The sequence below is a fragment of the Synechococcus sp. R50.1 genome, from assembly GCF_047462115.1.
In the GTDB taxonomy this organism is placed as follows: domain Bacteria; phylum Cyanobacteriota; class Cyanobacteriia; order Thermostichales; family Thermostichaceae; genus Thermostichus.
This window is the reverse complement of sequence record NZ_JANSIN010000009.1, coordinates 43,748-69,131: the sequence shown is the minus strand read 5'-3', so window position 1 is coordinate 69,131 and position 25,384 is coordinate 43,748. Positions and strand designations below refer to the sequence as shown.

Annotated in this window: 18 protein-coding genes; 5 read left to right on the top strand and 13 right to left on the bottom strand. The window is 58.9% G+C overall.

Annotated elements, in window-relative coordinates; all coding sequences use genetic code 11:
- Nucleotides 1-133: 133 nt before the first annotated feature.
- From NW870_RS04290 to rpmH, 5 genes are all read right to left on the bottom strand, one after another.
- The gene (locus tag NW870_RS04290; protein WP_414374081.1) at nucleotides 134-715 is read right to left on the bottom strand and encodes a Uma2 family endonuclease; all 582 of its coding nucleotides are present in this window, start codon (nucleotides 713-715) and stop codon (nucleotides 134-136) included.
- Nucleotides 716-900: 185 nt separating this feature from the next.
- Entirely contained in the window at nucleotides 901-1,482 is a 582-nt protein-coding gene (locus NW870_RS04285) for a Uma2 family endonuclease (protein WP_414374079.1), read from the bottom strand.
- A gap of 88 nt (nucleotides 1,483-1,570) precedes the next feature.
- Complete coding sequence (smc, locus tag NW870_RS04280) at nucleotides 1,571-5,155, bottom strand: chromosome segregation protein SMC (protein ID WP_414374077.1); 3,585 nt, start codon at nucleotides 5,153-5,155, stop codon at nucleotides 1,571-1,573.
- A gap of 83 nt (nucleotides 5,156-5,238) precedes the next feature.
- Nucleotides 5,239-5,640 (bottom strand): ribonuclease P protein component, encoded by a 402-nt coding sequence (gene rnpA, locus NW870_RS04275; protein WP_414355543.1) that lies wholly within the window; start codon nucleotides 5,638-5,640, stop codon nucleotides 5,239-5,241.
- A gap of 93 nt (nucleotides 5,641-5,733) precedes the next feature.
- The gene (rpmH, locus tag NW870_RS04270) at nucleotides 5,734-5,874 is read right to left on the bottom strand and encodes a 50S ribosomal protein L34 (protein ID WP_011434477.1); all 141 of its coding nucleotides are present in this window, start codon (nucleotides 5,872-5,874) and stop codon (nucleotides 5,734-5,736) included.
- Nucleotides 5,875-6,100: 226 nt separating this feature from the next.
- Here rpmH and dnaA point away from each other — a divergent pair, with 226 nt between their 5' ends.
- Nucleotides 6,101-7,504, top strand: a complete 1,404-nt coding sequence (gene dnaA, locus NW870_RS04265; RefSeq protein WP_414374076.1) for a chromosomal replication initiator protein DnaA — start codon at nucleotides 6,101-6,103, stop codon at nucleotides 7,502-7,504.
- 119 nt (nucleotides 7,505-7,623) lie between these two features.
- A complete protein-coding gene (locus NW870_RS04260) occupies nucleotides 7,624-8,343 on the top strand; it encodes a hypothetical protein (protein ID WP_414374074.1) in 720 nt (239 codons plus the stop codon).
- Nucleotides 8,344-8,471: 128 nt separating this feature from the next.
- Here the strand turns inward: NW870_RS04260 and NW870_RS04255 are convergent, their stop codons facing one another.
- From NW870_RS04255 to NW870_RS04245, 3 genes are all read right to left on the bottom strand, one after another.
- On the bottom strand, nucleotides 8,472-9,293 hold the full coding sequence (locus NW870_RS04255) for a class I SAM-dependent methyltransferase (protein ID WP_414374072.1): 822 nt from the start codon (nucleotides 9,291-9,293) through the stop codon (nucleotides 8,472-8,474).
- A 107-nt stretch (nucleotides 9,294-9,400) separates the two neighbouring features.
- Complete coding sequence (gene ftsH, locus NW870_RS04250; RefSeq protein WP_414374070.1) at nucleotides 9,401-11,323, bottom strand: ATP-dependent zinc metalloprotease FtsH; 1,923 nt, start codon at nucleotides 11,321-11,323, stop codon at nucleotides 9,401-9,403.
- 154 nt (nucleotides 11,324-11,477) lie between these two features.
- Nucleotides 11,478-12,353, bottom strand: a complete 876-nt coding sequence (locus tag NW870_RS04245) for an SDR family NAD(P)-dependent oxidoreductase (RefSeq protein WP_414374069.1) — start codon at nucleotides 12,351-12,353, stop codon at nucleotides 11,478-11,480.
- A gap of 235 nt (nucleotides 12,354-12,588) precedes the next feature.
- Between NW870_RS04245 and NW870_RS04240 the strand changes: the two genes are divergently transcribed.
- Nucleotides 12,589-13,176, top strand: coding sequence for a hypothetical protein (locus NW870_RS04240; protein ID WP_414374067.1), 588 nt, complete (start codon nucleotides 12,589-12,591; stop codon nucleotides 13,174-13,176).
- 22 nt (nucleotides 13,177-13,198) lie between these two features.
- On the opposite strand, the gene NW870_RS04235 is transcribed toward NW870_RS04240, so the two are convergent.
- Nucleotides 13,199-15,631: a DNA gyrase/topoisomerase IV subunit A gene (locus NW870_RS04235; RefSeq protein WP_414374093.1), complete on the bottom strand. Its 2,433-nt coding sequence runs from the start codon at nucleotides 15,629-15,631 to the stop codon at nucleotides 13,199-13,201.
- Between the two features lie 290 nt (nucleotides 15,632-15,921).
- Between NW870_RS04235 and NW870_RS04230 the strand changes: the two genes are divergently transcribed.
- Nucleotides 15,922-17,325, top strand: a complete 1,404-nt coding sequence (locus NW870_RS04230) for a phosphoglucomutase/phosphomannomutase family protein (protein WP_414374065.1) — start codon at nucleotides 15,922-15,924, stop codon at nucleotides 17,323-17,325.
- A 972-nt stretch (nucleotides 17,326-18,297) separates the two neighbouring features.
- Here NW870_RS04230 and NW870_RS04225 read toward each other — a convergent pair.
- Nucleotides 18,298-18,933, bottom strand: a complete 636-nt coding sequence (locus tag NW870_RS04225; protein WP_414374063.1) for a hypothetical protein — start codon at nucleotides 18,931-18,933, stop codon at nucleotides 18,298-18,300.
- 320 nt (nucleotides 18,934-19,253) lie between these two features.
- On the opposite strand from NW870_RS04225, the gene NW870_RS04220 reads away from it, so the two are divergent.
- Nucleotides 19,254-20,750, top strand: a complete 1,497-nt coding sequence (locus NW870_RS04220; protein WP_414374061.1) for a hypothetical protein — start codon at nucleotides 19,254-19,256, stop codon at nucleotides 20,748-20,750.
- 59 nt (nucleotides 20,751-20,809) lie between these two features.
- Here NW870_RS04220 and NW870_RS04215 read toward each other — a convergent pair whose 3' ends face one another.
- The 3 genes from NW870_RS04215 to psaB form a co-directional block, all read right to left on the bottom strand.
- Nucleotides 20,810-22,366, bottom strand: coding sequence for a phytoene desaturase family protein (locus NW870_RS04215; protein WP_099812798.1), 1,557 nt, complete (start codon nucleotides 22,364-22,366; stop codon nucleotides 20,810-20,812).
- 82 nt (nucleotides 22,367-22,448) lie between these two features.
- Nucleotides 22,449-23,030 (bottom strand): Uma2 family endonuclease, encoded by a 582-nt coding sequence (locus tag NW870_RS04210; RefSeq protein WP_414374059.1) that lies wholly within the window; start codon nucleotides 23,028-23,030, stop codon nucleotides 22,449-22,451.
- 107 nt (nucleotides 23,031-23,137) lie between these two features.
- Nucleotides 23,138-25,372 (bottom strand): photosystem I core protein PsaB, encoded by a 2,235-nt coding sequence (psaB, locus tag NW870_RS04205; protein ID WP_414332634.1) that lies wholly within the window; start codon nucleotides 25,370-25,372, stop codon nucleotides 23,138-23,140.
- Between the last annotated feature and the right edge of the window lie 12 nt (nucleotides 25,373-25,384).

Sequence of the window (25,384 nt, the reverse complement as noted above, 5' to 3'; positions counted from 1 at the left end):
CAAGCATTCCGTGCAGCTTCTGCGACCACTCCCAGCCCCTATTCCTTTGGGAGAGGGGAGTTAGGAACCAATACACAATACAACAGAAATGTTTCATTCCTGTCTAAAATGACTATAAAACGACCGTAGAATGTCAGGTGGACCAGATCTTGCGGATGGGCAAGGTGAAGCCCGGCAGCACGTCCTCTCCCGATAAGGTTTCCGGATCTTCGACCAATTCCGGCGCTTGCCCTTGTCGGTAGATCATCACCCGCTTGGCCTTGGGATCCAGCAGCCACCCCAGCCGGCAGCCGCTGTCCATGTATTCTTGCATCTTGGCCTGAGTTTGAATCCAAGAGTCGGTGGGCGAGAGGATCTCCACCACAAAATCGGGGCACAAGGGCAAAAATCCTTGACGGACTGAGGGATCCAAAGCTTCCCACTTTTCAATCGGGATCCAGGCCAAATCAGGGGAGCGGTCGCTGCCTGAAGGCAAGGAAAATCCGGTGGAAGAATCAAAGCTTTTCCCTCGGCCCGATTGCCGATTCCAAACATAAACTTCCCCGGCAATTTCGAAGTTGAGGTTGCCCGTTTCCCCACCGGTTGGAGACATGATGACCAGTTCTCCTTGGGCAGTACGCTCCAGCTTCAGGTCAGGATTGGCGGCACAAAGCCGGATAAAATCTGCTCGGCTCAGGGTTGTCAGGGGAGATAGATTCAGAGTCAGAGCAGCCATGGTAGTGTGACTCCGCCTGTTTTTGGCCTATCGCTCAACATTTTTACTGCAGCTGTTTCCAAGGTTGGGAGAGTTCTGCAATTGCGTGGGATCCCTGTCATGCGAGAGATCCATCAGAGTTGGCTGGGTTAAGGGTGTGGAAAAAATCTGTATCAGGGATTGTGAATCCGTGAAAGTTACTAACGTTAGGCAGACCAGATCTTGCGAATGGGCAAGGTGAAGCCCGGCAGCACGTCCTCTCCCGATAAGGTTTCCGGATCTTCGACCAATTCCGGCGCTTGCCCTTGTCGGTAGATCATCACCCGCTTGGCCTTGGGATCCAGCAGCCACCCCAGCCGGCAGCCGCTGTCCATGTATTCTTGCATCTTGGCCTGAGTTTGAATCCAAGAGTCGGTGGGCGAGAGGATCTCCACCACAAAATCGGGGCACAAGGGCAAAAATCCTTGACGGACTGAGGGATCCAAAGCTTCCCACTTTTCAATCGGGATCCAGGCCAAATCAGGGGAGCGGTCGCTGCCTGAAGGCAAGGAAAATCCGGTGGAAGAATCAAAGCTTTTCCCTCGGCCCGATTGCCGATTCCAAAGGGTTAAGTCTGTGGTGATTTCGGCATTCCAGTGGCCGGTTTCCCCGCCGGTTGGAGACATGATAACCAATTCTCCTTGAGCGGTACGCTCCAGCTTCAGGTCAGGATTGGCGGCACAAAGCCGAATAAAATCTGCTCGGCTCAGGGTTGTCAGGGGGGATAGATTCAGAGTCAGAGCAACCATGGCAGGCGTTTGGACACTCCTAAACCATTCTTAGAATGAGTCTAATGGGACCTCAGGATTTGCCCTCTGCTCTTAACCAAGCCACATCTTAACTGGGGTGAGGGGCGGGTTTGGTCAGGCCGATCACCTGAGTGTATGCACCGCGGGCCTGGGTTACACCAATGGTGTGCTCAGCTTTTTCGATCATCGGGCGGCGTAAACTGACCACCAAAAACTGCGCCTGACGAGATTGCTGCCAGATCATATTGGCCAATTTTTCCACATTGGCCCCGTCCAAAAACATATCTACTTCATCAAAGGCGTAAAAGCTGGAAGGGCGGAATCGCTGCAGAGCAAAAATAAAGCTGAGGGCTGTCAAGGATTTTTCTCCTCCCGACATGGCGCTGAGACGGCGCACCGGCTTACCTTTGGGGTGGGCCACCAAGGTTAGACCGCCCGCAAAGGGATCCTCTGGGTTTTCCAATTCCAAATGACCATCCCCATCGGAAAGTTGGGCAAAGATGGTTTGAAAATGGCCGTTGACGGCATGAAAGGCATCCAAGAAGGCTTGCCGACGCAGGGTGGAAAAGTTCTCGATGCGCAGCAACAACTCGGTGCGCTCTTGGTGCAGGGTTTCCAGTTTGGCGCTGAGATCCCGCAGGCGAGCTTGGGTCTGTTCGTATTCGGCGATGGCCAGCATGTTCACCGGCTCTAGGGATCGCAATTGCTCTTCGATTTTGCGTTTTTGCAGCTGCAGCTCGTCTAAGGTCAGGGTGGCGGGCAAGTCGGGCAGCGGATCCGGCAGCTCTTGGGCCACCGCTTGCAGTTGGGTTTGCAGTTGGGCCAGCAGAGCCTCTTTTTCCTGTTGTTGGGTGAGGGCGTTGTAGCGTTCCCACTCCAGGCGTTGGATCTGCTGTTGTTGAGCCCGCAGTTGAAATTCCTGCCGATCTCGCTCTTGGCGCAGGTGGGAAAGTCGGGCCTCGATCTGGCTCATCTGTTGCCGTTGCTCGGCAAGGTGTTGCTGGATTTGGCCAAGGGTGGCTTGGGCTTGGACGATTTGCTCCTGCAGATAGGCTTGGCGCTGTTTGCTCTCCTGCAGGCGCTCCTGGTGGTGCTGGATTTGGGCCTGTTTCAGGTGTTGTTGGCCGGAGTTCTCCTGCTGTTGCCGCTCCAGTTGGGTCAGTTGCTGCTGCAGCTCTGCCAAGCGACTTTCTTGCTGCTGCACCGCCTGCTGCAGTTGCTGCCAATGCTGGTTCACCGGGGATCCCTCCAGTTGGCTGAGCTTGAGGGCGAGATCGGCTAGGCGCTGTTGCAAGGGATCCCAACGCAGTTGAATCTGCTGGAGCCGCTGCTGGATCTGGTGGCTTTCGCTTTGCCTTTGCGCCAGGGATCCCTGCAGGTGTTGCAGGCGGGCCTGTTGCTTTTGGCAGTCGGCTTGGTGCCGCTCCAGATATTGCTGGGCTTGCAGGGCGTCTTGGCGAGCCAGGAGCAGGGCTTGGGCCAGTTGTTTTTCGCGGGCTTGGGCTGCTTGTAGGCGCAGGGTGAGGGCGGCCAGCAGTTCCTCCAGCTCGGCCAAGCGGGAGCGCAAGGCTTCTTCTTCCGATGGCGATAGCGAGACGGAGCCCTTGTGTCCGCCGGCAGAAAAATGGATCCCAGCTCGCTGGGGGGCGCTGCCGCCGGTCATGGCGCCCGAAGTTTCCAACAGCTCCCCTTCCAGAGTAACCATGCGGTGCTTGCCGATGTGGGGCTGGGCCAGCTCTAGGCTTTGGAAAACCAGGGTGGAGCCGAACACAAAGCCGAACACATCCCGGTAGCGCTCTTCAAAACGCACCAAACGAATGGCGTAGTCGATCAGGCCGTCTAGTTTTAGGGGGCTGGGGGGGCGGGTGGGCTGGAGCTTATTCAAGGGCAAAAAGGTGGCGCGTCCGGCTTTTTCCCGTTTCAAAAAGTTGACAGCGCTCACGGCCACGGTGTCATCCTCCACCACCACAAAGTGCAGCCGGTTCCCTGCCGCGATCTCCAGCGCCAGTTGATACTGGGGATCCACCTGCCCCAACTGGGCCACCAACCCCAAAACCCCCGGCAGACGGGCACTCAGGATGGCTTGGGTCGCTCGGGATCCCTGGGATTCTTGCAACACTTGGCGGCGGGTTTCCCATTTGTCCAGTTGCCGCTGCTTGGCGTGCAGCTCGGCGGCCAGGCGCTCGTGGGTGGCGCGATCCAACTCCAGGCTGGCCTGCAGTTGGGCCAGCTCTTGGGCCAAAGTTTGAACCTGAGCTTCCGACTGTCGGCAAGTGTGTTCCAGCTCGGCGGTGAGGGCCAGGTGGGATCCCAGCCACGCCTCGATCTGGGCAATCTCCGCTTGGATCTCTTGGCTTTGTCGTTCCAGTTGCCGTTGTCGCTCTTGCAGGCGAATTTGCTCCTGTTGGAGAGGCTCCTGTTCAGCGCGGAGTTCCTCAATGTGGCGGGTGAGGTAGCGCTGCTGTTTCACCCAGGCATCAGCGGATTGGGCTAGGGCGCGCAGCTGTTCGCGGCTCTGTTCCAAGCTAATTTGGGCTTTCTGAACCTGGGCCTGCAGGGATCCCTGGGCTTGGGCCAGTTGCTCCTGTTGGCTGTGCAGGTGTTCCAGCTCCGCCTGCAGATGCTGCTGTTGGGTTTGCCGCTCCTGATGTAGGCGCTGCGCTTGCTCGATCTCCTGCTGCCAGGCTGCGATCTGTTGGCTGACCTGTTGCCGTTGTGTTTCGGCGGCGGCAATCTGGGCTTGCAGGTGCAGGTATTCCTCCTCTCCAAGGGCGTGGATGCGGCTTTGCAACTCGGTCAGGGCGGCTTCGGCTTGCTGCAAATGCTCGCTCAAGGTCTGCACCTGAGCGGTGGCCTGCTCCTGAGCCTCCAGAAGCTGCTGAATGGCCGCCTGGGTTTCTTCCACTTGGGCCTGCAAATGCCGCCAAAGCAACACCTGTTGCTGCTGCTCCAGCGTTTGCAACTGCAGCCGCAGTTGCTGATAGTGTTGGGCCTTTTCGCTCTCTCTGAGCAGCCGCTCTCCTTGAGCTTGCCATTCTTGTTCGATGAGCCGAAAGCGCTCAATTTGTTCCCGTACCGCCTCCAGCTTGCTGTTGGCCTGGGCGATCTTGCGGTCGAAGGTGGCCACCCCCGCCAATTCGTCGATGATCTGCCGCCGTTCCTTGGGGTGCATGGAAATGATGCTGGTGACATCCCCCTGTAAAACGACGTTGTAGCCGTTGGGGTAGATGTGCATCGCCTCCAGTTGTTCGTGCAGCTCGCTCAGGGTACAGGGCACATCGTTGATGTAGAAAGTGCTGGTGTAGGGGAGAGAATCCGTCCCGCTATCGCGAGTGGGATCCTCAGCCTTTCCGAGCTTGACCCGCAGCCGGCGACTGACTTTCCATTCCCTGGGCTGACCATCTTCTCCCGGCCCCAGCTCAAAGGTGACAGAAACATGGGTTTCCACCTGCCGATTGCCGTTGAGGCTGCCGGAATGCACCAGATCCAACAGCCTTTCTGCCCGCATCCCTCGCGAGGACGATAACCCCAGCGCAAACAGGATCCCATCCAGGATGTTAGACTTACCGGAGCCATTGGGGCCGGAAATGACCGTGAACCCCGGCAACAGGGGTATCGAGGTTGTGCTACCAAAGGACTTAAATCGGGTCAGCTCAATCCGCTTGACGTACATGACACCCCATATCTAGCGTGACCACCGGCAGATGATGGCAACAGGCTAGCATGGGTAGCAAAAACCTGTGCAGCTCAAGTTTCTTAGGACGGCTTGGCATCTGAGTCTGCACCTGTTGAGTCTACATCTGTGCCGACGAGCAGATCGGCCTTTTGTAAAAGACGATGCACCTCTGCCCTCAGCTCCGGCCATCGGTAGGTCAGCAGGTTTGCCTTGGAGATGAACAGCAGCCGGTAGCCGGGTTTCAGGTTTGGGCACAGGGGGCGCAAGATTTCTCGCAACTGGCGGCGCAGCCGATTCCGCTTTACGGCAGATTTGCTCACCTTTCTGCCGATCACCAGTCCCACTTGGCTAGGGATCCCTTCGCACCCTGCAGGCATCGGCTGAAACAGCAGAGTCAAGCCTGCACCGGAACGACGTTGGCCTCCCTGGTAGAGCGCCTGAAAAGCTCGTCGATCCCGCAATCGATGAGGAGCCGGCAACATTGGGCACCGAGGAGAGTCTGCCCCAGAAGTCAGCGAGTTTTGGGCTGCAACGCTCCAAAAAACCAAGACAAATCAAATCTCTGACCAAAGGGCTTAGGAAACCGCCAGGCGATAACGCCCCTTGGCCCGCCGTCGCCGCAAGACCTGACGCCCAGTTGCCGTTCGCATTCTGGCCCGAAACCCAGAAACCCGAATGCGTCTGCGATTGGTGCCACGAAGGGTACGCTGAGTCATGGTGAGAAGCCAACTTATGAATCCAAGATCATTTGCCAGAGCTGACCAGACTGCCATTCAGCCTGCTGGCAACTGATCACAGGTGGTTAATCTTAGCAGACTCAATGGAAAATTGCTAGATTGGCCACCCCGCGCCGAGCAGTTAAATTGGGAATCCCGAAGCTCCTGTCGAGGAAGCCGCCGCTGTTTCCTCTGGGCTTCTGCTGTGTCGCTCTGAGTGTGTGGTGTGGATATTTCCCTGGATCAGCTCTGGGATGAAGCCCTGTGTCATCTGCAGGTGCAGCTCAGCCGCCCAACCTTTGAGGCTTGGATCAAAACGGCGCGGGCTGAATCGTTGGTGGACAACCGCCTCACCATCTGTACCCCCAGCGAATGGGCGCGGGGCTGGCTGCAAAAGCACTACGCCTCCACCATCACCGAGGTTGTGCAGCGGGTGGCCGGGATCCCTTTGCAGGTGGAGTTTTCCGTTTCCCCCCACGCTTCTGTCGAGGCAGAACCCCCTTCAAGGGCGATTTCCCCAACATCGGGCAGAGCCGGCAGCTTACCTGCCTCCACCACCCTAGGACTGGAAGTCGGCGGCAGCCTGCCCATGCGGGCGCCGGATCTCAACCCCAAGTATTCCTTCTCGCGGTTTGTGGTTGGCCCCAACAACCGCATGGCTCACGCTGCAGCTCTGGCTGTGGCCGACAAGCCTGGGCGCGCCTACAACCCCCTGTTTCTCTGCGGTGGGGTGGGTCTGGGCAAAACCCACCTGATGCAGGCCATTGGCCACTACCAACTGGAGGCCAATTCACGCGCCAAGGTCTTCTACGTGTCCACCGAACGGTTTACCAACGATTTAATCGATGCCATCCGGCGAGACAGCATGCAGTCTTTCCGGGAGCACTATCGGGATGTGGATATTTTATTGGTGGATGACGTTCAATTTATCGAAGGCAAAGAGTACACCCAAGAGGAGTTTTTTCACACCTTTAATACGCTGCACGAGTCCGGCAAACAGATCGTACTGGCCGCCGACCGTTCCCCCCATTTGATCCCTCGTCTGCAGGAACGTCTCTGTTCTCGGTTTTCGATGGGCCTGATTGCCGAAATTCAATCGCCGGATATCGAAACCCGCATGGCCATTCTCAAGAAGAAAGCCGAGTACGAGGGAATGAACTTGCCCGCAGAGGTGATCGAGTACATTGCCACCACCTACACCAGCAACATCCGCGAGCTGGAAGGTGCCCTGATCCGCGCCGTCGCCTATGTTTCCATTTCTGGCTTGCCGATGAGTGTAGAGACGATTCAGCCCATCCTCAATCCCCCCAGCGAGCCGAAAGAGATCACCGCCGACATGATTACCGATGTGGTCTGTGAAGAATTCGGCATCGACCGAGACAGTTTACTGGGATCCTCCCGCAAGCGTGACATCAGCCAAGCACGGCAAATTGCCATGTTTTTGATGCGCCACTACACCAACCTCAGCCTGCCCAAAATTGGCGACTACTTTGGGGGAAAAGATCACACCACCGTTCTCTATAGCTGTGAAAAGGTCAGTCAGCTACAGCGGCAAAGTCTGCAATTTGAACGGCAACTGCAAAAATTGGTCGAGCGCTTGCGGGTGGTTGCCAACAGTCGGAACAGCTAGGCTTTCTGTTGTCGTTGAGCCGTCTTTGAGGTGTTGTTGCCGCCCTTTGGCTCTGCCCGTCTGCGTGGAGAATCCCTCGGAAAGCAGCTACAGTAGGGACGCGATGCATGGGGTTGCAGGTGGTGAGACAGTCTGGCAAAGGGCTTCGCCTGGGTATGCTGCTCCTCTGGGCTGGACTGGTGCCTGGGTGGCCGGTTTGGGCCAATTCCACGCAAGCCCCTATTCCAGATCCGGTGCCGGCCACCCTCTCAGCCGCTTTGGATTTGGGCTTGGATGACCGAATTTTAGAAGACAGCCCCGTGTTGCGCCGCTGGCTGCAAAACCCGCCCCATCTCCTGGAAGAAATCCGCAACACCCCTGTCTTGCCCACGCGCTTGCAGGCCGGCTTTGAGTCCTCTTCGCACTGGCGAATCAGCCTGCAGGATTTGCGTCTGGGAGATCGCCTCACCCTCAGCGGTGACTATCGCCAATCTTCCGAACATCCCGAAGTGCGCCAGTACGGGTCGGAAATGCGTTACTTTCTGGCCCCCATGGGATCCCCTTTTAATCTGGCGCCACAACTGGGGTATCGGGCTTTGGAACAAAAGAACCGCAGCCTCAGTGGAGTTAGCTATGGGGCTTTTGCTGTTTTGGCCTTGGCTCCGGGAGGTGTAGATTTGACCGGTAGCTACAGTTGGGTTGCCCCCCAGGAGCCGGAAGAAGGACAGGCCACCCTGGCGGAGATCACCGCTGCCTACGCCATTAGCCCTTCCTTTCGTCTTTCTGCTCGCTATAGCCTGCGCAACTCGACCCTGGATCGGGAGTTTAGCTTTGGCGTTGGGCTGGAGTGGATCCCCTAGCCTGCGCTCTCGCCCTCACTCCCAGGCCCTCTCCCGGTGGAAGAGGAGGGCTGGGGATCGACGCGACTTGGATTTGGGTGATGGCTCCGCTCTGGACTCAATGAATGGCCACCTCAACCCAGCCCAGATCAGAGGCGCACTGCCCGCACAAAGGCCACCCAACCCAAGCTGAGATAACGCTCCAACTGCAGCCCCACCTGTTGAAGGTGCTCGCGCAACTGGGTTTCCGAGAAAAAATGAAGGCCGGTGGCTTCCAGCCATTGCTGCACCATCTGCCCCCATCCCTGTACCTGCTGGCTGTGCATCGAGACAAAGGCCCCTCCCGGTCTCAACACACGGGCAATTTCCCGCAAACAGGGATCCAAAGGCACTTCGTTCAAGGTCGCCCCACTGATCACCGCCCCAAAAGTTCCAGAGGCGAGGGGAAGCTGTTCAGCTCGGGCCCGCATCAGGCTGTAGTGCTGCCAGTGGGGCTGTGCCTGTTGAGCGGCTTCCGCCAATACCCCTGCCGCATTGTCCAGGCCGACCACCGTCCGCTGCGGATCCCTGGCCAGGAGCAAGCGGCTCCAGTACCCCCCGGCAGTGCCCAAATCCAAGATGGGATCTTCCTCCCCCACCAGCTCGGCCAGCAGTTGACTCTCCCGCTCGCTCCCAAAGCTCTCTCCCGTCAGCAGCGACAGGGCCCAGGGCCGCCAGAGGCGATCGTAGCCCCAGGCAAACCCAGGCAGATGGGCAATGGCTTGGGCCGGCGTGAGATGCAGGTCCGATGAGCTGCCGATAAAATCCACAGCCCCAGAAGCGGTGATGGGGTAAACCTGGCCGCAACTGGGACAATAAACCCGATCCGCCACGGATCCCTGTTCCCGCCCTGGTGATTGGGTCAACCCTTCCCGACCGCAGCTCAGGCAGCGATAAAGGTGAACCGGCAAAGCAGAGAGCGAAGAGAGCATGCGACAGCCCAACGCAACCCAAAACTCGCGAGGAAAAGGGGGCAGCTGCCGGGATCCAGCCCCAACAACCCCCCCAGTTGTCTATCTGGCAATGGAGATGGGATCCCTTAGACCAGCTTTGGACTCCGTCCCGCTTCCGCAAGTGGACTGGGCAGGCCGACCTTCTCCGGGATGGGCACATACTCCGAGACAATCGCCCGGAATTCGTCGCCATCCAGGGTTTCCCGTTCCACCAAGGTATCGGCCAATCGATCCAGCAGAGGGCGGTGCTCCAGCAAAATCTGCTTGGCTTTCTGGTAACAGCTCTCCAGGATCTGCCGCACCTGGCGGTCGATCTTGGCGGCCACATCCTCCGAGTACTCGACGCGGTTCATCCAGCCGCCGCCCAAGAATACCTCGTTGTTGGGGGGATCCAGCATCAAGGGCCCCAGCTCAGACATGCCAAAGCGGGTCACCATCTGCCGCACCAGATTCGTGTTCTGCTGCAGGTCGTTGCTGGCTCCGGTGGTCACTTCCGAGTAGCCGAAGACGATCTCTTCGGCCGCCCGACCGCCAAAGCCCACCACCACCCGATCCAGCAGCCAAGCGCGGCTGTACATGCCGGAGTCGATCTGCTCCTCGTTGGGCAGTTGCTGGGCAAAGCCACCTGCGCCGCCGGAACGGGGGATGATGGTCACCTTGTTCAAGGGATCCGCGTGGGGCAAAAGTGTCATCAACAGGGCATGGCCACACTCGTGGTAGGCGATCAGGCGCTTGCTCTTGCCGTCCAACAGCGGGGGCTTGGTCAGGCCGATGGTGATGCGGTCAATGGCGTCCTCAATGTCTTGGTTGGTGATGGCCATGCGCTGACGGCGAGCCGCCAAAATGGCCGCTTCATTGAGCAGGTTGGCCAGATCCGCGCCGGCAAAGCCGGGGGTACGGCGGGCAATCGCCTCCAGGCTGACCTCTTCCGCCAGCTTCTTGTTGCGGGCATGCACCCGCAAGATCTCGTAGCGCCCCTTAAAGCTAGGCCGATCCACCGTAACCTGGCGGTCGAAGCGGCCCGGACGCAAGAGAGCGGCATCCAACACATCAGGGCGGTTGGTGGCGGCAATCACGATAATGCCGGTGTTGCCCTCAAAGCCGTCCATCTCGGTGAGCAACTGGTTCAGGGTTTGCTCGCGTTCGTCGTTGCCACCGCCGATGCCAGCCCCCCGCTGCCGGCCCACCGCGTCGATCTCGTCGATGAAGACGATGCAAGGCGCATTCTCCTTGGCCTTCTTGAAGAGATCCCGCACGCGAGAGGCGCCCACCCCGACAAACATTTCCACAAACTCAGAGCCGGACAGGCTGAAAAAGGGCACTCCTGCCTCGCCGGCAATGGCCTTGGCCAGAAGGGTTTTGCCCGTCCCCGGCGGCCCCACCAACAACACGCCTTTGGGGATCTTGGCCCCCACCGCTGTGAAGCGCTCCGGCTTCTTCAGGAAGGTGACCACCTCTTGCAATTCTTCTTTGGCCTCTTCAATCCCGGCCACATCGTCGAACTTAACGCCGGTTTTGGCTTCCATCTGAAAGCGGGCCCGGGATTTGCCGAAGTTCATTGCCTGCCCAGGGCCGCCCGCTCCGCCACCGGCACGCCGCAGGAAAAAGAACAACCCCCCCAACAGCAACAGCGGGATCACCAGGTTGCCCAGAAGCGCCCAGAAGGCGCTGCCATTGCGGGTGGGTACCACTGCCACTTCGATCCCCTGCTCGGTGAGGCGGTCCACCAGTTGCGGTACGGTGTTGGGCAGCAGGTTCACCCGGTAGCGGGTGGAATGCTGGGTCTGGGGATCCACAGCCGTAACTTCAGCTACCAGATTGTTGTCCGTGAGGCGCACATCCGTAACCCGCCCCTCCTCGACGTAGCGCAAAAAGCGATCGTAGGTGAGGGCCGAGGCCAAAGCTGCATGGGCGGGTGCAGGCTGCAGCACCAGGCCGGATCCCTGCCAGAGACAGAAGCCCAGCATGAGGGCGATCAGCCAGCGCTGGGGAGATAGAGGCTTGTTCATAGGGAAGAGAACGCTCGGTTATTAAAAGTCCTTTAACAAACTTAACCTGTCCCTCCTGGAAGGCACAACCCTGCCCCCGCACCAAGGAGAACTCAATGGGCTTGAGATCTTGTAGGGATCCCTGCCCCATCCGATGCCCGCCACAAGCCTGCAGTTAGGCCGAGCCGGGGGATCCCAGACCATCCAGCCCATAGACGCGCCGCCACATGGAGTCGGCCAGAGAGGCCGGCAGCAGCCGCATCAGCCCCAACGCCACCTTGCCCCCTGTGAAAGCAGTGTAGCGGTCGGAAGGGTGAGGATCGGTCATCGCCCTCAGGATCGGCTCCACCACCTTCTCCACCGGCCAGGCCATTTTGTTAAACGAGCTGGCCAGCTCGGCAGTCTTGTCCAAGATCGCTTTGTAGGGGCCATTGGGGTTGACAACAGCGGCAGAGGTTTCTTCCGCCACGCGGCCAAACTCGGTGGCTACCGGCCCCGGCTCGATCAAGATGACCTTGATGCCGAAGGGGGCCACCTCCACCCGCAACGCATCGCTGAGGGCTTCGACAGCAAACTTGGTGGCGCTGTAAACGCCACTGAAGGGCATCGACATCTGGCCGGCCACCGAGCTGAGGTTGAGGATGCGGCCACTGCCCCGTTCCCGCATTTGGGGCAAGAGGGCACGGGTGAGGGCGTGCAAGCCAAATACATTCACCTCAAACTGGCGCCGCATGGCCGCCACATCCACCTCTTCCACCGGCCCCATCTGGCCATAGCCGGCGTTGTTCACCAGGATATCCACCCGGCCAAAATGATCCAGAGCCTTTTGGGCCAGTGCCTCCACCTGGGCCGTATCGGCCATGTCGGTGGGCACCACCAGCGCCTCCGCTCCCCGACTCTCCACCAAGTCTTTGACGTTTCGCAGCAGCCCTTCCCGGCGGGCCGCCAGCACCAAGCGAGCCCCGCGTTTGGCCGCCTCCAGAGCGACTGCTTCCCCAATTCCAGCAGAGGCGCCGGTAATCAGCACCACTTGATTGGCAAGTGAAGGCATGGTTTCCTTGATCCAAACTCTTCAACATCCTAGAAGAACGACTGGGATCCCTGGAGAGGGGCAGCCTCGCCTTCCGAACTTCTGGATTCGGCATCCGGTATTATGGCTATGATGGGGTGAGCTCAAAAAACAGCCGGGACAAAGCCCGATGGAGAAGCTTCCTCTTGGGCTGAGGTCTTGCGGCGCTTTGACCAAAGTCTAAAGTGTAGAGAATGGGGTATAGGGTGCAGCGACTGTGAAGTACTTCTGCAGACGAATTGGCCGAGGTCGATCTCTGTCGCCGGAAGAGCGTTGGGTTGTTACTGAGGTTCGATTGGCTCAATTGCTCAGGGCAGCGGAAGCCAACTTGCGGGCCAATTCTGAGTTGCGCCAACAGCAGCAGGAGCAGCAAAAGCAACTGGAAGCCGAGCGCCGCCACAGCGAAGCCCTGAGAGACTCGACCGCCGATTTGCGCACCAGCGTGATGGAGCTGCGGGAAGGACAGGCCCTTTGGCAGAGCCATGTGGAAGAGCTGCGCTCTTGTCTGCGGGAGCTGCTCAAGGAACAAAGCGAACTGGTGCAGATTGTTGCCCAGCAGCAGCACATCCTGAAGGATTGTCAGGAAGTCATCCGCGCCATGCTGGAGCAAATGCGAGATGACCACCGAGACTTCCGCTCTGCCATCAGCATTTTGCTGGAGGAGCTGCACCAAACCGTGCGCTGTTTGGTTATCAGGTCAGGTGGCACCCTACCCAAGCCCGTTCGCCATCCCGAAGTGCCGGAGACGGATCCCGGCTCCCCGCCGACCGATTCGGCCTCGCCTGGGGAAGGCTCTTCGTCCTAGGGATCTTCTGCTCCCCCAAGAGCTATCCCACATCGCCTTCCGGCAGCCACTGCGGCCAGAACAGGCGCAACTCCCTGACCCGCTCCCCTTTGACCAGGAGGGATCCGTCCCCGGATCGGCTTTGCAGCGGGATCTCGGCAGGAGAGAAGGAGTACACCTGTTCAGACTCCGTGAGCACATCCAGTTGCAGATGGGGATGCTGCTCCAAATCGGGGGGGAGACCCACCAAGCTCGCCAAGCCATCTCCCCGGTCGGAGAAGTGAAAGGCCGGCACGCCCACTTGACCCCGCTCCAGGATGGGGATCTCCTCCAGAGACAAGCGCTTCAGATAGCCCGACCGGCTGGCCAGAACCAGGATCCCTTGCGGGGGCAGCAGCGCCATACCTGCAATCTGTTCGGCGCGCCCCAGGCGCAGGGCCGGCGATCCCATAGCCGCTCGACCCATCAGGGGAATCTGTTGGACATCCAGCCGCAGCACCCGTCCCCCTGAAGTAGCCAGGACGACGCTGTAGCCTTGGTGGCCGGGATCCCAAAGGGCTGCCCAGCCCAGCTCATCTCCCTCTTTTAGCTTTAGGACAGTGGATCCCCGTTGGGTAAGGCCCATCAACTCTGCCAGGGCCAGCCGCTTGATCCGCCCCTGCCGGCTGAGCACCACCAAACTTGCCTTGCCCGGATCCGGAGCCAACGTGAAGGTGGCAACCATCGGCTCGGGGTTGGGGAGAAGGGTAACCAGAGGCACCCCCCGTGAGGACCCAGTGCTGAGGGGGATCCCTGCGATGGGCACGGTAAAAGCCTTGCCGCCGGCGGTGAGCACCAAGATTTCCTGCTCCAGCGTGACGCATTCCAGGCCGACCAGCACATCTTCCCCCAGTTCCCGTTGCGCCGGGTTGCTGCGGGAGCGACGGCCAGGCAGAGGCAGGCGGCGCACATAGCCCTTGCGGGTGAATTGCAGCAAGAAGTGGGTCTCTTCCGTCTCTTCGCCGCTGGGGATTTGGGCCACTTCCGCTTCCAGCTCCGAGGCCGAGAGGATCTGGGTGCGCCGGGGATCCCCGAAGGTCTTTTTCAGGTGTCGCAGCTCTTTTTTCAAATAATTCAAGAGCTTGCGGCGGTCGCTGAGGAGCCCCTGCAGTTCTTCGATGCGGGTCTGCAACTGGGCGTGTTCCTGGTGCAGCCGTTCCCGCTCCAATCCCGTCAGGCGACGCAGAGGCATGGCCAAAATCGTCTCTGCCTGCTGGGGGGTACAGCCCAGGCGAGTTTGCAATTGGGCTTTGGCCGTGGTGCCATCGGGCGCTTGCCGCAGCAGCTCGATCACCCCCTCCAGATCCGCCAACGCCAGCAACATTCCTGCCACCTCTTCCGCCTTGCGCTGCACCTGCTGCAACTCGGCACGGAACATCCGGTTGAGGGTGGCCTCGCGAAATTGCAAGAAGTGTTGCAGGATGTCCTTGAGGCTGAGCTGCCGCGGTTCCCCGTTCACCAAAGCCAGCAGGATGGCTCCAAAGTTGCTTTGCAAAGGGGTGAGCTTATACAACTGCTGCAAAACCGCCTGCGGGTTGGCTTCTCGCTTGAGCTCCACCACCACGCGAATGCCGCTGCGATCCGACTCATCCCGCAGATCGGCGATGCCGCTGATGCGGTCTTGGTTGGCCAGCTCGGCCACTTTCTCGATCCAGGCGGCTTTGTTCACCTGATAGGGAAACTCGCTGATGACTAGAGCAGGCCGCCGGTGGCGTCCTTTGCCCGGCTGGATCTCCTCAAATCGGGCTACCCCCCGCAGGGTGATGGAACCGCGCCCGGTGAGGTAGGCTTCGCGGATCCCTTGGGTGTCTAAGATTTGGCCGCCGGTGGGAAAATCCGGCCCTGGGATCCACCGCAACAGTTCCTCAGGGCTGAGGTCGGGATGGTCGATCAAAGCCAACAGGCCATCCACCACCTCCCCCAGGTTGTGGGGCGGGATGTTGGTGGCCATGCCCACGGCAATGCCGGAAGAGCCGTTGAGCAGCAAAATGGGCAAGCGGGCCGGAAGAACGGTGGGCTCCGCCTGGGATCCGTCGAAATTGGGCATGAAATCGACGATCTCTTCCGACACCTGCTCCAGAAGCGCTGTGTGGCTCAGCTCCGCCAGCCGGCACTCCGTGTAGCGCATAGCCGCCGGTGGGTCATCATCCACAGAGCCGAAGTTGCCGTGTCCCGCCACCAGGGGATAGCGGCTGGAAAAGTCTTGTGCCATGCGCACCAGCGCGTCATAAACTGCCTGATCCCCGTGGGGGTGATATTTCCCCAGCACATCCCCCACCACCCGTGCGCATTTGCGGTAGGGGCGATCCGGCGTCAGGCCCAGCTCGTGCATGGCGTAGAGGATGCGGCGGTGTACCGGCTTGAGGCCATCCCGCACATCCGGCAAGGCCCGCCCCACGATCACGCTCATGGCGTATTCCAGGTAGGAGCGCTGCATCTCCCCCTGCAAATCGGTTACAATCACCCGCCCTTGACGCGGCCCCCCGTTCGATTCGGATCCCAGTCCGTCGAGAGTCAGTTGCTGAGTCATGGCACAAAGGAGCGGAACGCTTTCCAGGTTACTCTATCCGCTTCTGCGGGCCCCGCGAGAGGGATCCCATCTCATCCCATCTCACATCCCATCTCAATAGAGATAGAGAAGAAGCGAAGAAGTTGAGAGCAGACCGAACCCCGCAACTCCCGCCTCGTGCTATGACTTGAAGCGGCAGCACCCACCGCAACACCACTATGGCCGATACCCCGATCCGTTTTGGCACCGACGGCTGGCGAGCCGTGATTGCCGATGCCTTTACTTTCCAAAACTTGGCCCTTGCAGCCCAGGCCAGCGCCCAAGTCTTGGCCCGCACCTACCCCGGCGAAGGGATCCTGATTGGCTACGACAACCGCTTTCTCTCGGAGCGCTTTGCCGCCCACGCTGCCGAAGTGGTGGCCCGCCTGGGGATCCCAGTTTACCTCTCCACCTGTGTGGCCCCAACGCCGGCCTTTAGCTGGGGTGCCAAGGAGCGGGGCTGCCACGGCGCTTTGGTGATCACCGCCAGCCACAACCCCCCCCACTATTCCGGCCTCAAGGTCAAGGGAGGATTTGGTGGCTCCGTGCCGCCGGAAGTTACCGCCGCCATCGAGCAGGAGCTGCAAAGCCTCCAGCCTCTTGGATCCCACAAGGCCCCCATCCACACCTGGGATCCCTGGCCCGGCTACCTGGCTCAGCTCAGCCGCTTTGTGGATCTGGAAAAGCTCAAGGGATCCCCGGCCAAGATTTGGGTGGATGTCATGTTTGGCTCTGGCGCTGGCGGCCTCAAGCGCCTCTTGGGGGAGAAGGTCATTGAGTTGCAGGCGCATCGGGATCCCTTGTTTGGGGGATTTCCCCCCGAGCCCTTGCCCCAAAACCTGCAGGCTTCTGCTCAGATCATCGCGGCGGATCCCGCCCCCTTGAAAATGGGTTTGGTCTTTGATGGGGATGCCGACCGCATTGCGGCTCTCGATGGGCAAGGCCATTTCCTCAGCCCGCAGATCCTGATCCCCATCTTGATCGACCACCTGGCCGGGCGACGCGGCTTGCGGGGCGAGATTGTCAAAACCATCAGCGGCTCCGAACTGTTTGTTAAAGTTGCGGGGCACTATGGCCTACCGGTTACGGAAATGCCGGTGGGCTTTAAGTACATCGCCGAGCGCATGATGAGCACAGAGGTGCTCTTGGGTGGAGAGGAATCGGGCGGCATCGGCTACTTGGGCCACATTCCCGAGCGGGATGCCCTGCTTTCGGCCCTGTATCTCATCGAAGCGGTTACGGAAACCGGCCAAGATCTCAGCACCATCTACCGGGCTTTGCAGGAACGGGAAGGGTTCACCTCTGTTTACCTGCGCCGCGATCTCCACCTCGCCGATCAAAACCAACAAACCCAGCTCTTCCAACGGCTGCAAATGGATCCCCCGGCTGAGATTTTGGGGCAGAAGGTGATCAAACATTTCGACAAAGACGGCCACAAATTTACCCTTGCCGACGGCAGTTGGGTGATGATTCGCGGCAGTGGCACCGAGCCTCTGCTGAGGTTGTACTCGGAAGCCAAAACCCCGGAAGAAGTGAATCGCCTGCTGGATTGGGCAGCCGGCTTGAACAGCACAACAGCTTAATATCCCAGATAATCTTTTGCGCAAAGCTGGATCCCTTTGACTCTTGAGTGCAGAGACTGAGAGGCTGCCAAACTGCGGCAGCCTACAGGGTTGGCCTCTCCCCCCAAGCTCTGCTGAGCAGCATAGGAATGCTCACAGCTTGACCCATCTGCCTCACTTTTACTTGGGTCAAGGGTAAGAACTCTAATTAAAAGTTACAGTAGCTGGATCTGGAACAGAAGTCACTGGCGGCGCGCCATTGCTCAAGAGAGTAACTGGTGGGTTGGTGTAGATCGCTGATGGTGGTGTCACAGGCAGGGGCGGAGGTTGCCTGACCGATACAGAAACCACGCAGGAGGCACCCGCGGCTAGGCTTCCGTTCATGAGAGAAATCGTGGTCCCACCACCAGTTACTGCCAGCATGCCACCGCAGGTGTTTGAGGTAACTGGTGGAGTCGTAATTTGTAACCCTAAAGCCGGAGTGCTGGGCAAAATGTCGATGAAACTGAGGCCGGTTATGGGAACAGTTGCAGTGTTCGTAATTGTGAAGACAACAGCCACGACGTTGCCGTTTGTAGTCGAGTTAGGAACAAACTGCTTATTAAACCCTGGAGCAGGAACCGACAGGGGGCCTGGAGGCAGGCCAACGATGCTGGGAGAGGGATTGGGAGTGGGCAGGGGCGGGATCGTCGGTGCCGACACAGGAGGGGGCACAAGAGGGCTGGGTTGACCTGGGGGAACAGATCCAATCGGAGGAGTGGATGGCAGCCCTACCCCCGTTCCTCCGGGTTCTGTATTCGGGTTTTGCACAGGGATGATTGGCCCTGGCAGCGAGCTGATTGGATTCCCCTCTTTAGTTTGTTGACAAGCTGTTAACAAGCCCAAACACAGGCAAGCCAAAACCCCAGCTACTTTTCCCGTTTTCATTCCCTCATCCTCCTGCCATTCAACTCTCTCGTGGCACAAACCCAAACAGCCTTACTCAGCTCTAGCTTAGGGGGCTTGGGCGTCCGCTTCCAGACTCAGAGCTTGACCAAATGAATCTCGAATGACCACGATTACCAAAACCCTTTCTCCTGTAGCAACATTGGCAGTATAGGCAGCCGGGTCAGCCGGAAAGGTAAAGCCGCCGGTGAGGGTGATCCCGTTGATTCGGTCGTCGTAGCTATTGCCTCTGCCTATCAGCGTATTTCTAAACTGCTCAATTGCCGTCGGCAAAAAGATGCTGGTAATATCCGTGCCGCGACTGATGTTAAAAAACTGAACCTCTACGCTCCTGATCACTCCTGGAGCAAATAAGCCGCTCAAGGTGATAGTTACAAAGGCGGATCCCACTGATGAAAGATTAAACCCCCCAGTTAGACTAGGCGGATCCGGAAGGTCGGGTTGAACCGGCGGCGGGGTGATGGGGGCAAAGTCCGGCCCTGGGCGAAAGGTGATGGGCGTGAGATTGGGGGCAATCGTGGGGGCAACGGCCACAGGAGGAGGCGTGGCACCGCTAGAAGCCAGTAGAGGCGGCACCCCGCTGGTGGTCTCGCTACTGCAGCCGGTAATCAGCGCAACCGAAGCACAGGTTGCCCAAAGAGAGAGGCCGCCACGGCCAAGGGCTGAGCCAAAACGTCGTCTCATCGAAAAATCTCCACTCACTCACACCACAGCAAACGTCTTAGGCAGCGTCCAGCGGGGATCCACCGAGCTTGCTCAAGTCTTATGCATCTGCACAATTTCAAGGGGGATGCCTGCTGTTAGTTCTACTGCATCCTAGAGCGTTGTCAAGCGAGCGGCAGAGCAAATGCAAGAAATTGTTCTGGAAATGGCCCATCCCCTAGATATGGGGTATCATAGCCTCGAGCAGGGGCGGCCAGCTTACCTGTAGCGTTAGGGGTTGGGTGCCTTCTCCCCATTTTGTGTGGATTTGCCCAGATTTAAGGTGTGTGAGGAAGTGCCGTATGAACTTCAAAGGTCGCTCGTTGGCGGTTTTGTGTGGAGTCTTGCTGCTAGGCGGCTGCGGAGAAGTTAATGAGTCTCCGACCTTGCCTGGGCCCGTCCAGGTAGATCCGGCTGCCTTTGTCTCGGCCCAGGAGTATCGCTTTACCCCCGGCTCGGTGCTGGAGACCACCAGCCTCCGCTTGGACTATGTCAATCCGAGGTTTGACAACGGGATCCCTGTGCGCACCAACCCCCTCCAAGGCAGCGGTGAAGCTCGCATCGCCAATGTTGAAGCCCGCATCTTGCCTGTGAACGAGTTGCCTGTGAACGAGATCCCAGCCAGTGACTTGACGATTGACTCCACCCTTCGCTCCAGCACCCTGGCCATCCAAATTGGGCGAACCACACCGCTGGTGAATATCACTGCCTTTGGACCCAACGACGGCAGGCTATCTACGCAATTCAATATCGCCGGGCTGGTTGCAGTTTCAACCCTCCCCAACGACCAGCGCATTCGGGTGAATACCACCTTCAGGGCTATCCGAGATGACGGCACTGTTTTAACGCTTTTAACGCTCACCGTGCGCCGCATTTTGGTGAACAGGAATGGCAATCAGGTCGTTCTCGAGGGAGATTCTTCTCTCATTGTCCCTACCACAGGGGTACTCTATGAAGATCCTGGCCCAGGTGGCAACCCGCCAGCAGGAAGCTTCGTGAACCCAACAGAAGGAGTATCTGCCATTCTCCAGACAGGTAGTTTCTCCGCCAGCTTTGTGGTGCGGCAGCGGGGGGTTGCGGGCGATGGCACTCCCGAGGATGCCTTGGCCCTGTTTGCACGCCTGAACTTCCGTCCCAACCAGGCGGAGATTGTCTATCGTCCTGCCCAGGTGGGTACGCAGTCGGTGCTGTTTGCTCCGGATCCGACTCGACCGAACATCTTGCCCAATCAGTTGGTTCGCATCCGCCGCCTGTTGAACGGTCGTGTTCAAGCGGAGTTTGATCCGGCCAACACCAGCACAGTTCTCAACTTTGTGCAGGTTAGCCCGCCGCCGCGACCTTTCCCCACCCCGATCCCGCAGTTGCCCGTCCCTGAGCGTCCCGGTGCCCCTACCGCGTTTGACTACTTCTTCTCCTTGCGCACCGAGCGCTCCACAGGTACGTTGCCTGGATCCCCTGTGGAGGGAACTAATCTCAGTCCTGTTATCCTTCAGGGCATTGTCCCCACCACGGGAGATTTTGTCTTCCGCACCTTAGCTGGGGCACAACTGGCCGGGCCGTTTAATAGGGCAGATATTGGCGGTTCTCTGCTGCGAGGCAACTTGAATTTGGTTTTCGATCCAACCACCTCTGGCTCGAATATCTCTGGGCAATTCTTTATTGAGCAAGAGTTCCCCACTGACAACCAAGTTATAGGCCCGAACTCACCAATTGGCGACGGAAATACGGGTACTCCTGATGCAGGGGGAGTTATTCTCATTATTCGTGGATTCTTTGAGGGCACGCAGGTGCGGCTGTAACCCAGGCAACCCGTTTGATCCCAGAGCAGGGATCCGCTCTGGCTTGGCCTTTTCGTCGGTCAGAGCTTGGGTAGATCGCTGAGCACCACCTGTGCGCAGTTGTGGCCAGGGATCCCGGTCACTCCGCCTCCTGGGTGCGCCCCTGAGCCGCAGAGGTAAAGGCCGGGAATGGGGGATCGATAGTCGGCCAGGCCGGAGATGGGCCGCAGGTTGTAGCTTTGATCCGGCGTCATTTCCCCGTGAAAAATGCTGCCCCCCACAAGGCCGAAGCGGGCCTCCAGATCCACGGGCGACAACATCTGCCGTGCGATCACGGCGTTTTTAATGTTGGGGGCAAATTGGGCAATTTTGTCGATCACCCGATCGGCAAATTCCTCCCGCAGGCCATCGTTCCAGTCCCGCCCTTTGGGTTGGTAAGGCACAAACTGGCAGAAGCAGGAGAGAATGTGCTTGCCTGGGGGAGCCATTGTTGGGTCGGTGGGGGATTGGCTGTAGATCTCGATAAACGGATCCCGGGAAGGGATCCCGTACTTGCAGTCATCCCAAGCCCGCTCCAGATAGGCCACCGAGGGAGCAATGTCTACCGTGGCGGAACTGACCACTTCTGGGGGCACTTCAGCAGGGGCCGCCGTGTAGCGGGGCAGTTCCTCCAGGGCCAAGTTGAGCTTGTACACCGGGCCTGAGGTGCGGTAGTGCCGTTCTAGCCGGTCACGCAAGTCTGGGGGCAAAGAGGAGCAGAGCCGCAAAAAGGTGATTTGGGGATGGGCATTGGAGAGAACCGCCCGCGCCCGCACGGTTTCCCCCGATTCGAGGATAACCCCAGCGGCCTGCCCACTCTCCATCAAGATCTCCGCCACTGGAGCAGACGTGCGGATCTCCACCCCCAAGTCCAGAGCTGCCTTGGCCATCGCTTGGGTAATGGATCCCATCCCACCGCGCACATAGCCCCAGACCCCACGCGAGCCAATAGCCCGACCTACCGCATGGACTAGCCAAATGTAGGGCGTACCCGGAGTCATCGGCCCGGCTGAGGTGCCAATCAAAGATTGGGGAGCCATCGCCGCCTTGACCTGCTCCGACTCGAAGAACTCATCCAAAAGATCGGTGGTCGAGAGGAGCATGATGCGGCGGAAATCGTCTTCATAGCCAGCAGCTGCAAAGCGATCCGCCAGTTGGCCCAGTGAAATTGGCGGCTGCATTAAGGTTGGCTCCACCACCTCGTTCACCCGATCCCAAAACTCCTCCCAGCGGTCGTAGGCTTCCGCATCTTTGCGAGAAAACTTGGCAATTTCCGCTTTGCTCTTGGCGCGGTTATCGGCATACAGGAAGAGGTGCTGCCCATCCGGGAAAGGCATGAAATAGGAAGGTTGCTTGGCATAGACCTCAAAGCCATAGTCCGGCAGGCGCAGATCGCGAATGATCTCCGGTCGCAGCAAACTACAGGAATAGGAAGCCACCGACACGCGAAAGCCCGGGTGAATTTCTTCTGTAATGGCAGCCCCACCAACGGTGTGATAGCGCTCCAGCACCAGCACTTTTTGCCCGGCCTTGGCCAAATAGCAAGCGCTCACCAGCCCGTTATGCCCGGCCCCAATCACCACTGCGTCGTAGCTCATCAACAATCCTTTTGCAAATGCTTCCCCACCCACAATACTCCTGCCAGGCAAGACTCGATCTGCCGGCAAGGGATCCCTGCCTTCACCTGATTGAAAAAAACCGATCCAGACTCAGTTCTCCAGCCCGGATCCCTGGGATCCCAACTTTTTCCTTGGGGGTGTAAGCCTCTCTTTTTTGGTAAACTCCCGACTCTATTGGCAAGCTGTACGTCTCTAGGCAGTTCTCTTGCAAGTTCAAGATCCAGTAGTTGGGGATCCCGGCTTTGGCGTAGAGTCCGAGTTTGACTTCCCGATCATAGGTAAGGGAAGAATCAGCCACTTCGATGATGAGATAGATGTCTTCGGGCTGAGGATGCCGAGAGCGGTACTCATCCTGCTGAAAGCGCACAATGGCAAAGTCGGGCTCTGGCTCGTGATTGGGGGGCAGTTGCACCGGATCCTGGGTGCGCACAATAGCTTGCTCCTGCACAAGGCCCACCAACAGTCGGTACAGGCGGCTACAGTAGGCGGCGTGCCTCTCCCCTTTCGTCATCTTTTGAACCAGGAGCCCGTCAATCAGCTCCAACTGATTGGGCTCTTCAATCTGTCCAGACTCAATCAGTCGATGAAACTCCTCAAAGGTATATCGCCTGATATAGGGATCCAATTGGGCAGCTAGAGTCATCGACCAAACTCATCAGACCCTAAACTTCATATCACCACTCTACCAACTCACAAAAAAGGGATCCCTGGACCAGCCGAGGGATCCCTATTCAGCAGGTTATGGGCTTGCTACCCCGACTGAGAGGCTGTCGAGGCGATAACAAAGGCCGCGTAGGTCAGCACGTAACCCACCGTGAAGTGGGCCAGACCCACCAGACGACCTTGGACAATCGACATGGCCACCGGCTTGTCTTTCCAGCGGATCAGCTTGGCCAAGGGAGTGCGCTCATGCGCCCACACCAAGGTCTCGATCAGCTCTTGCCAGTAGCCGCGCCAGGAGATCAAGAACATGAACCCCGTCGCCCAGACCAAGTGGCCAAACAGGAACATCCAGGCCCAAACCGCCAGGTTATTCATCCCGTAGGGGTTGTAGCCGTTGATCAACTGAGCAGAGTTGGCCCAGAGGTAATCCCGCAGCCAGCCCATCAGGTAGGTGGAGTTCTCGTTGAACTGGGCAGTGTTGCCGCTCCAAACCCCAAGCTGCTTCCAGTGCCAGTAGAAGGTAACCCAGCCGATGGTGTTCAGCATCCAGAACATGGCCAGGTAGAAGGCATCCCAGGCGGAGATGTCGCAGGTGCCGCCCCGACCCGGGCCATCGCAGGGGAAGCTGTAGCCAAAGTCCTTCTTGTCCGGCATCAGCTTAGAGCCGCGGGCATCCAACGCCCCCTTGACCAAGATCAAGGTGGTGGTGTGCAAGCCCAGCGCAATGGCGTGGTGCACCAGGAAGTCACCCGGGCCAATGGGCAGGAACAGGGATCCATTGGGATCGTTGATGGCCTGCAGCCAGCCCGGCAGCCACACGTTGCCGTAGTTGGGCCAAGCGGTAGAAGCAAGGCTGTCGGGGTTGGACAACAACACATCCATGCCGTAGATCATCTTGCCGTGAGAGGCCTGGATGAACTGAGCAAACACCGGCTCGATCAAGATCTGCTTCTCCGGCGTGCCAAAGGCCTGCATGACGTCGTTGTGGACGTACAGCCCCAGGGTGTGGAAGCCCAGGAACAGCGATACCCAGCTGAGGTGGGAGATAATCGCTTCCTTGTGATCCAGCACCCGCGCCAGCACGTTGTTCTTGTTGGCCTCAGGATCGTAGTCCCGCACCAGGAAGATGGCCCCGTGGGCAAAAGCCCCCACCATCAAGAAGCCAGCAATGTACTGGTGATGGGTGTAGAGAGCCGCCTCCGTGGTGTGATCCATGGACATGAACACGTAGGGGTTAAGGGCGTACATGTGCTGCGCCACCAGCGAGGTCACCACCCCCAGACAGGCCAAGGCCAGAGCCAACTGGAAGTGCAGGGAGTTGTTGACCGTGTCGTAGAGACCTTTGTGGCCTTCTCCCAGCAGGCCTCCAAAGGGAGTGCCCTTGGGGGGGTTGTGGGCGCCAAGGATCTCCCGGATGCTATGGCCAATGCCCCAGTTGGTGCGGTACATGTGGCCGGCCACGATGAAGATCACCGCGATGGCCAGGTGGTGGTGGGCCATGTCCGTCAGCCACAGGGACTGGGTGTTGGGGTTAAAGCCACCCAAGAAAGTGAGGATGGCCGTGCCCGCCCCTTCTGCCGTGCCCCAGACATGGTTGGCCGTGTCCGGGTTCTGGGCATACACCCCCCAGTTGAGGGTAAAGAAGGGCTTCAGACCTGCCGGGTGGGGCAGAGTGGTAAGGAAGTTGTCCCAGCCTACGTGCTGCCCGCGGGACTCGGGGATGGCGACGTGTACCAGGTGACCAGTCCAAGCCAGGGAACTGACCCCAAACAAGCCGGCCAGGTGGTGGTTGAGACGGGCTTCAGCGTTCTTGAACCAGCTCAGGCTAGGCCGGAAGCGGGGCTGCAGGTGCAGCCAGCCGGCAAACAGAAACACTGCCGCCAACAACAGCAGGCCAATCGCGCCGGTGTAGAGATCGCCGTTGGTGCGCAGGCCAATGGTGTTGAACCAATAGTACAGGCCAGAGTAGGCCGCGTTGACGGGGCCGCCGCCCCCCGGTTGGGTAAAGGCTTCCACCGCTGCCTTGCCAAAGTGGGGATCCCAGATGGCGTGGGCGATGGGGGTGACACCCGTGGGGTTGGCTACCCATTGCTCATAGTTGCCTTGCCAGGCGATGTGGAAGACGTTGCCGGAGGCCCACAGGAAGATGATTGCCAGATGGCCAAAGTGGGTGGCGAACAGCTTTTGGTAAAGCCGCTCCTCCGTCATGCCATCGTGGGTCTCGAAGTCGTGGGCGGTGGCAATGCCATACCACAGCCGACGCGTGGTGGGATCGCTGGCCAGGTCTTGGCTGAATTGGGGAAAACGAGTTGCAGTTGTCATGATTCTCTCTTC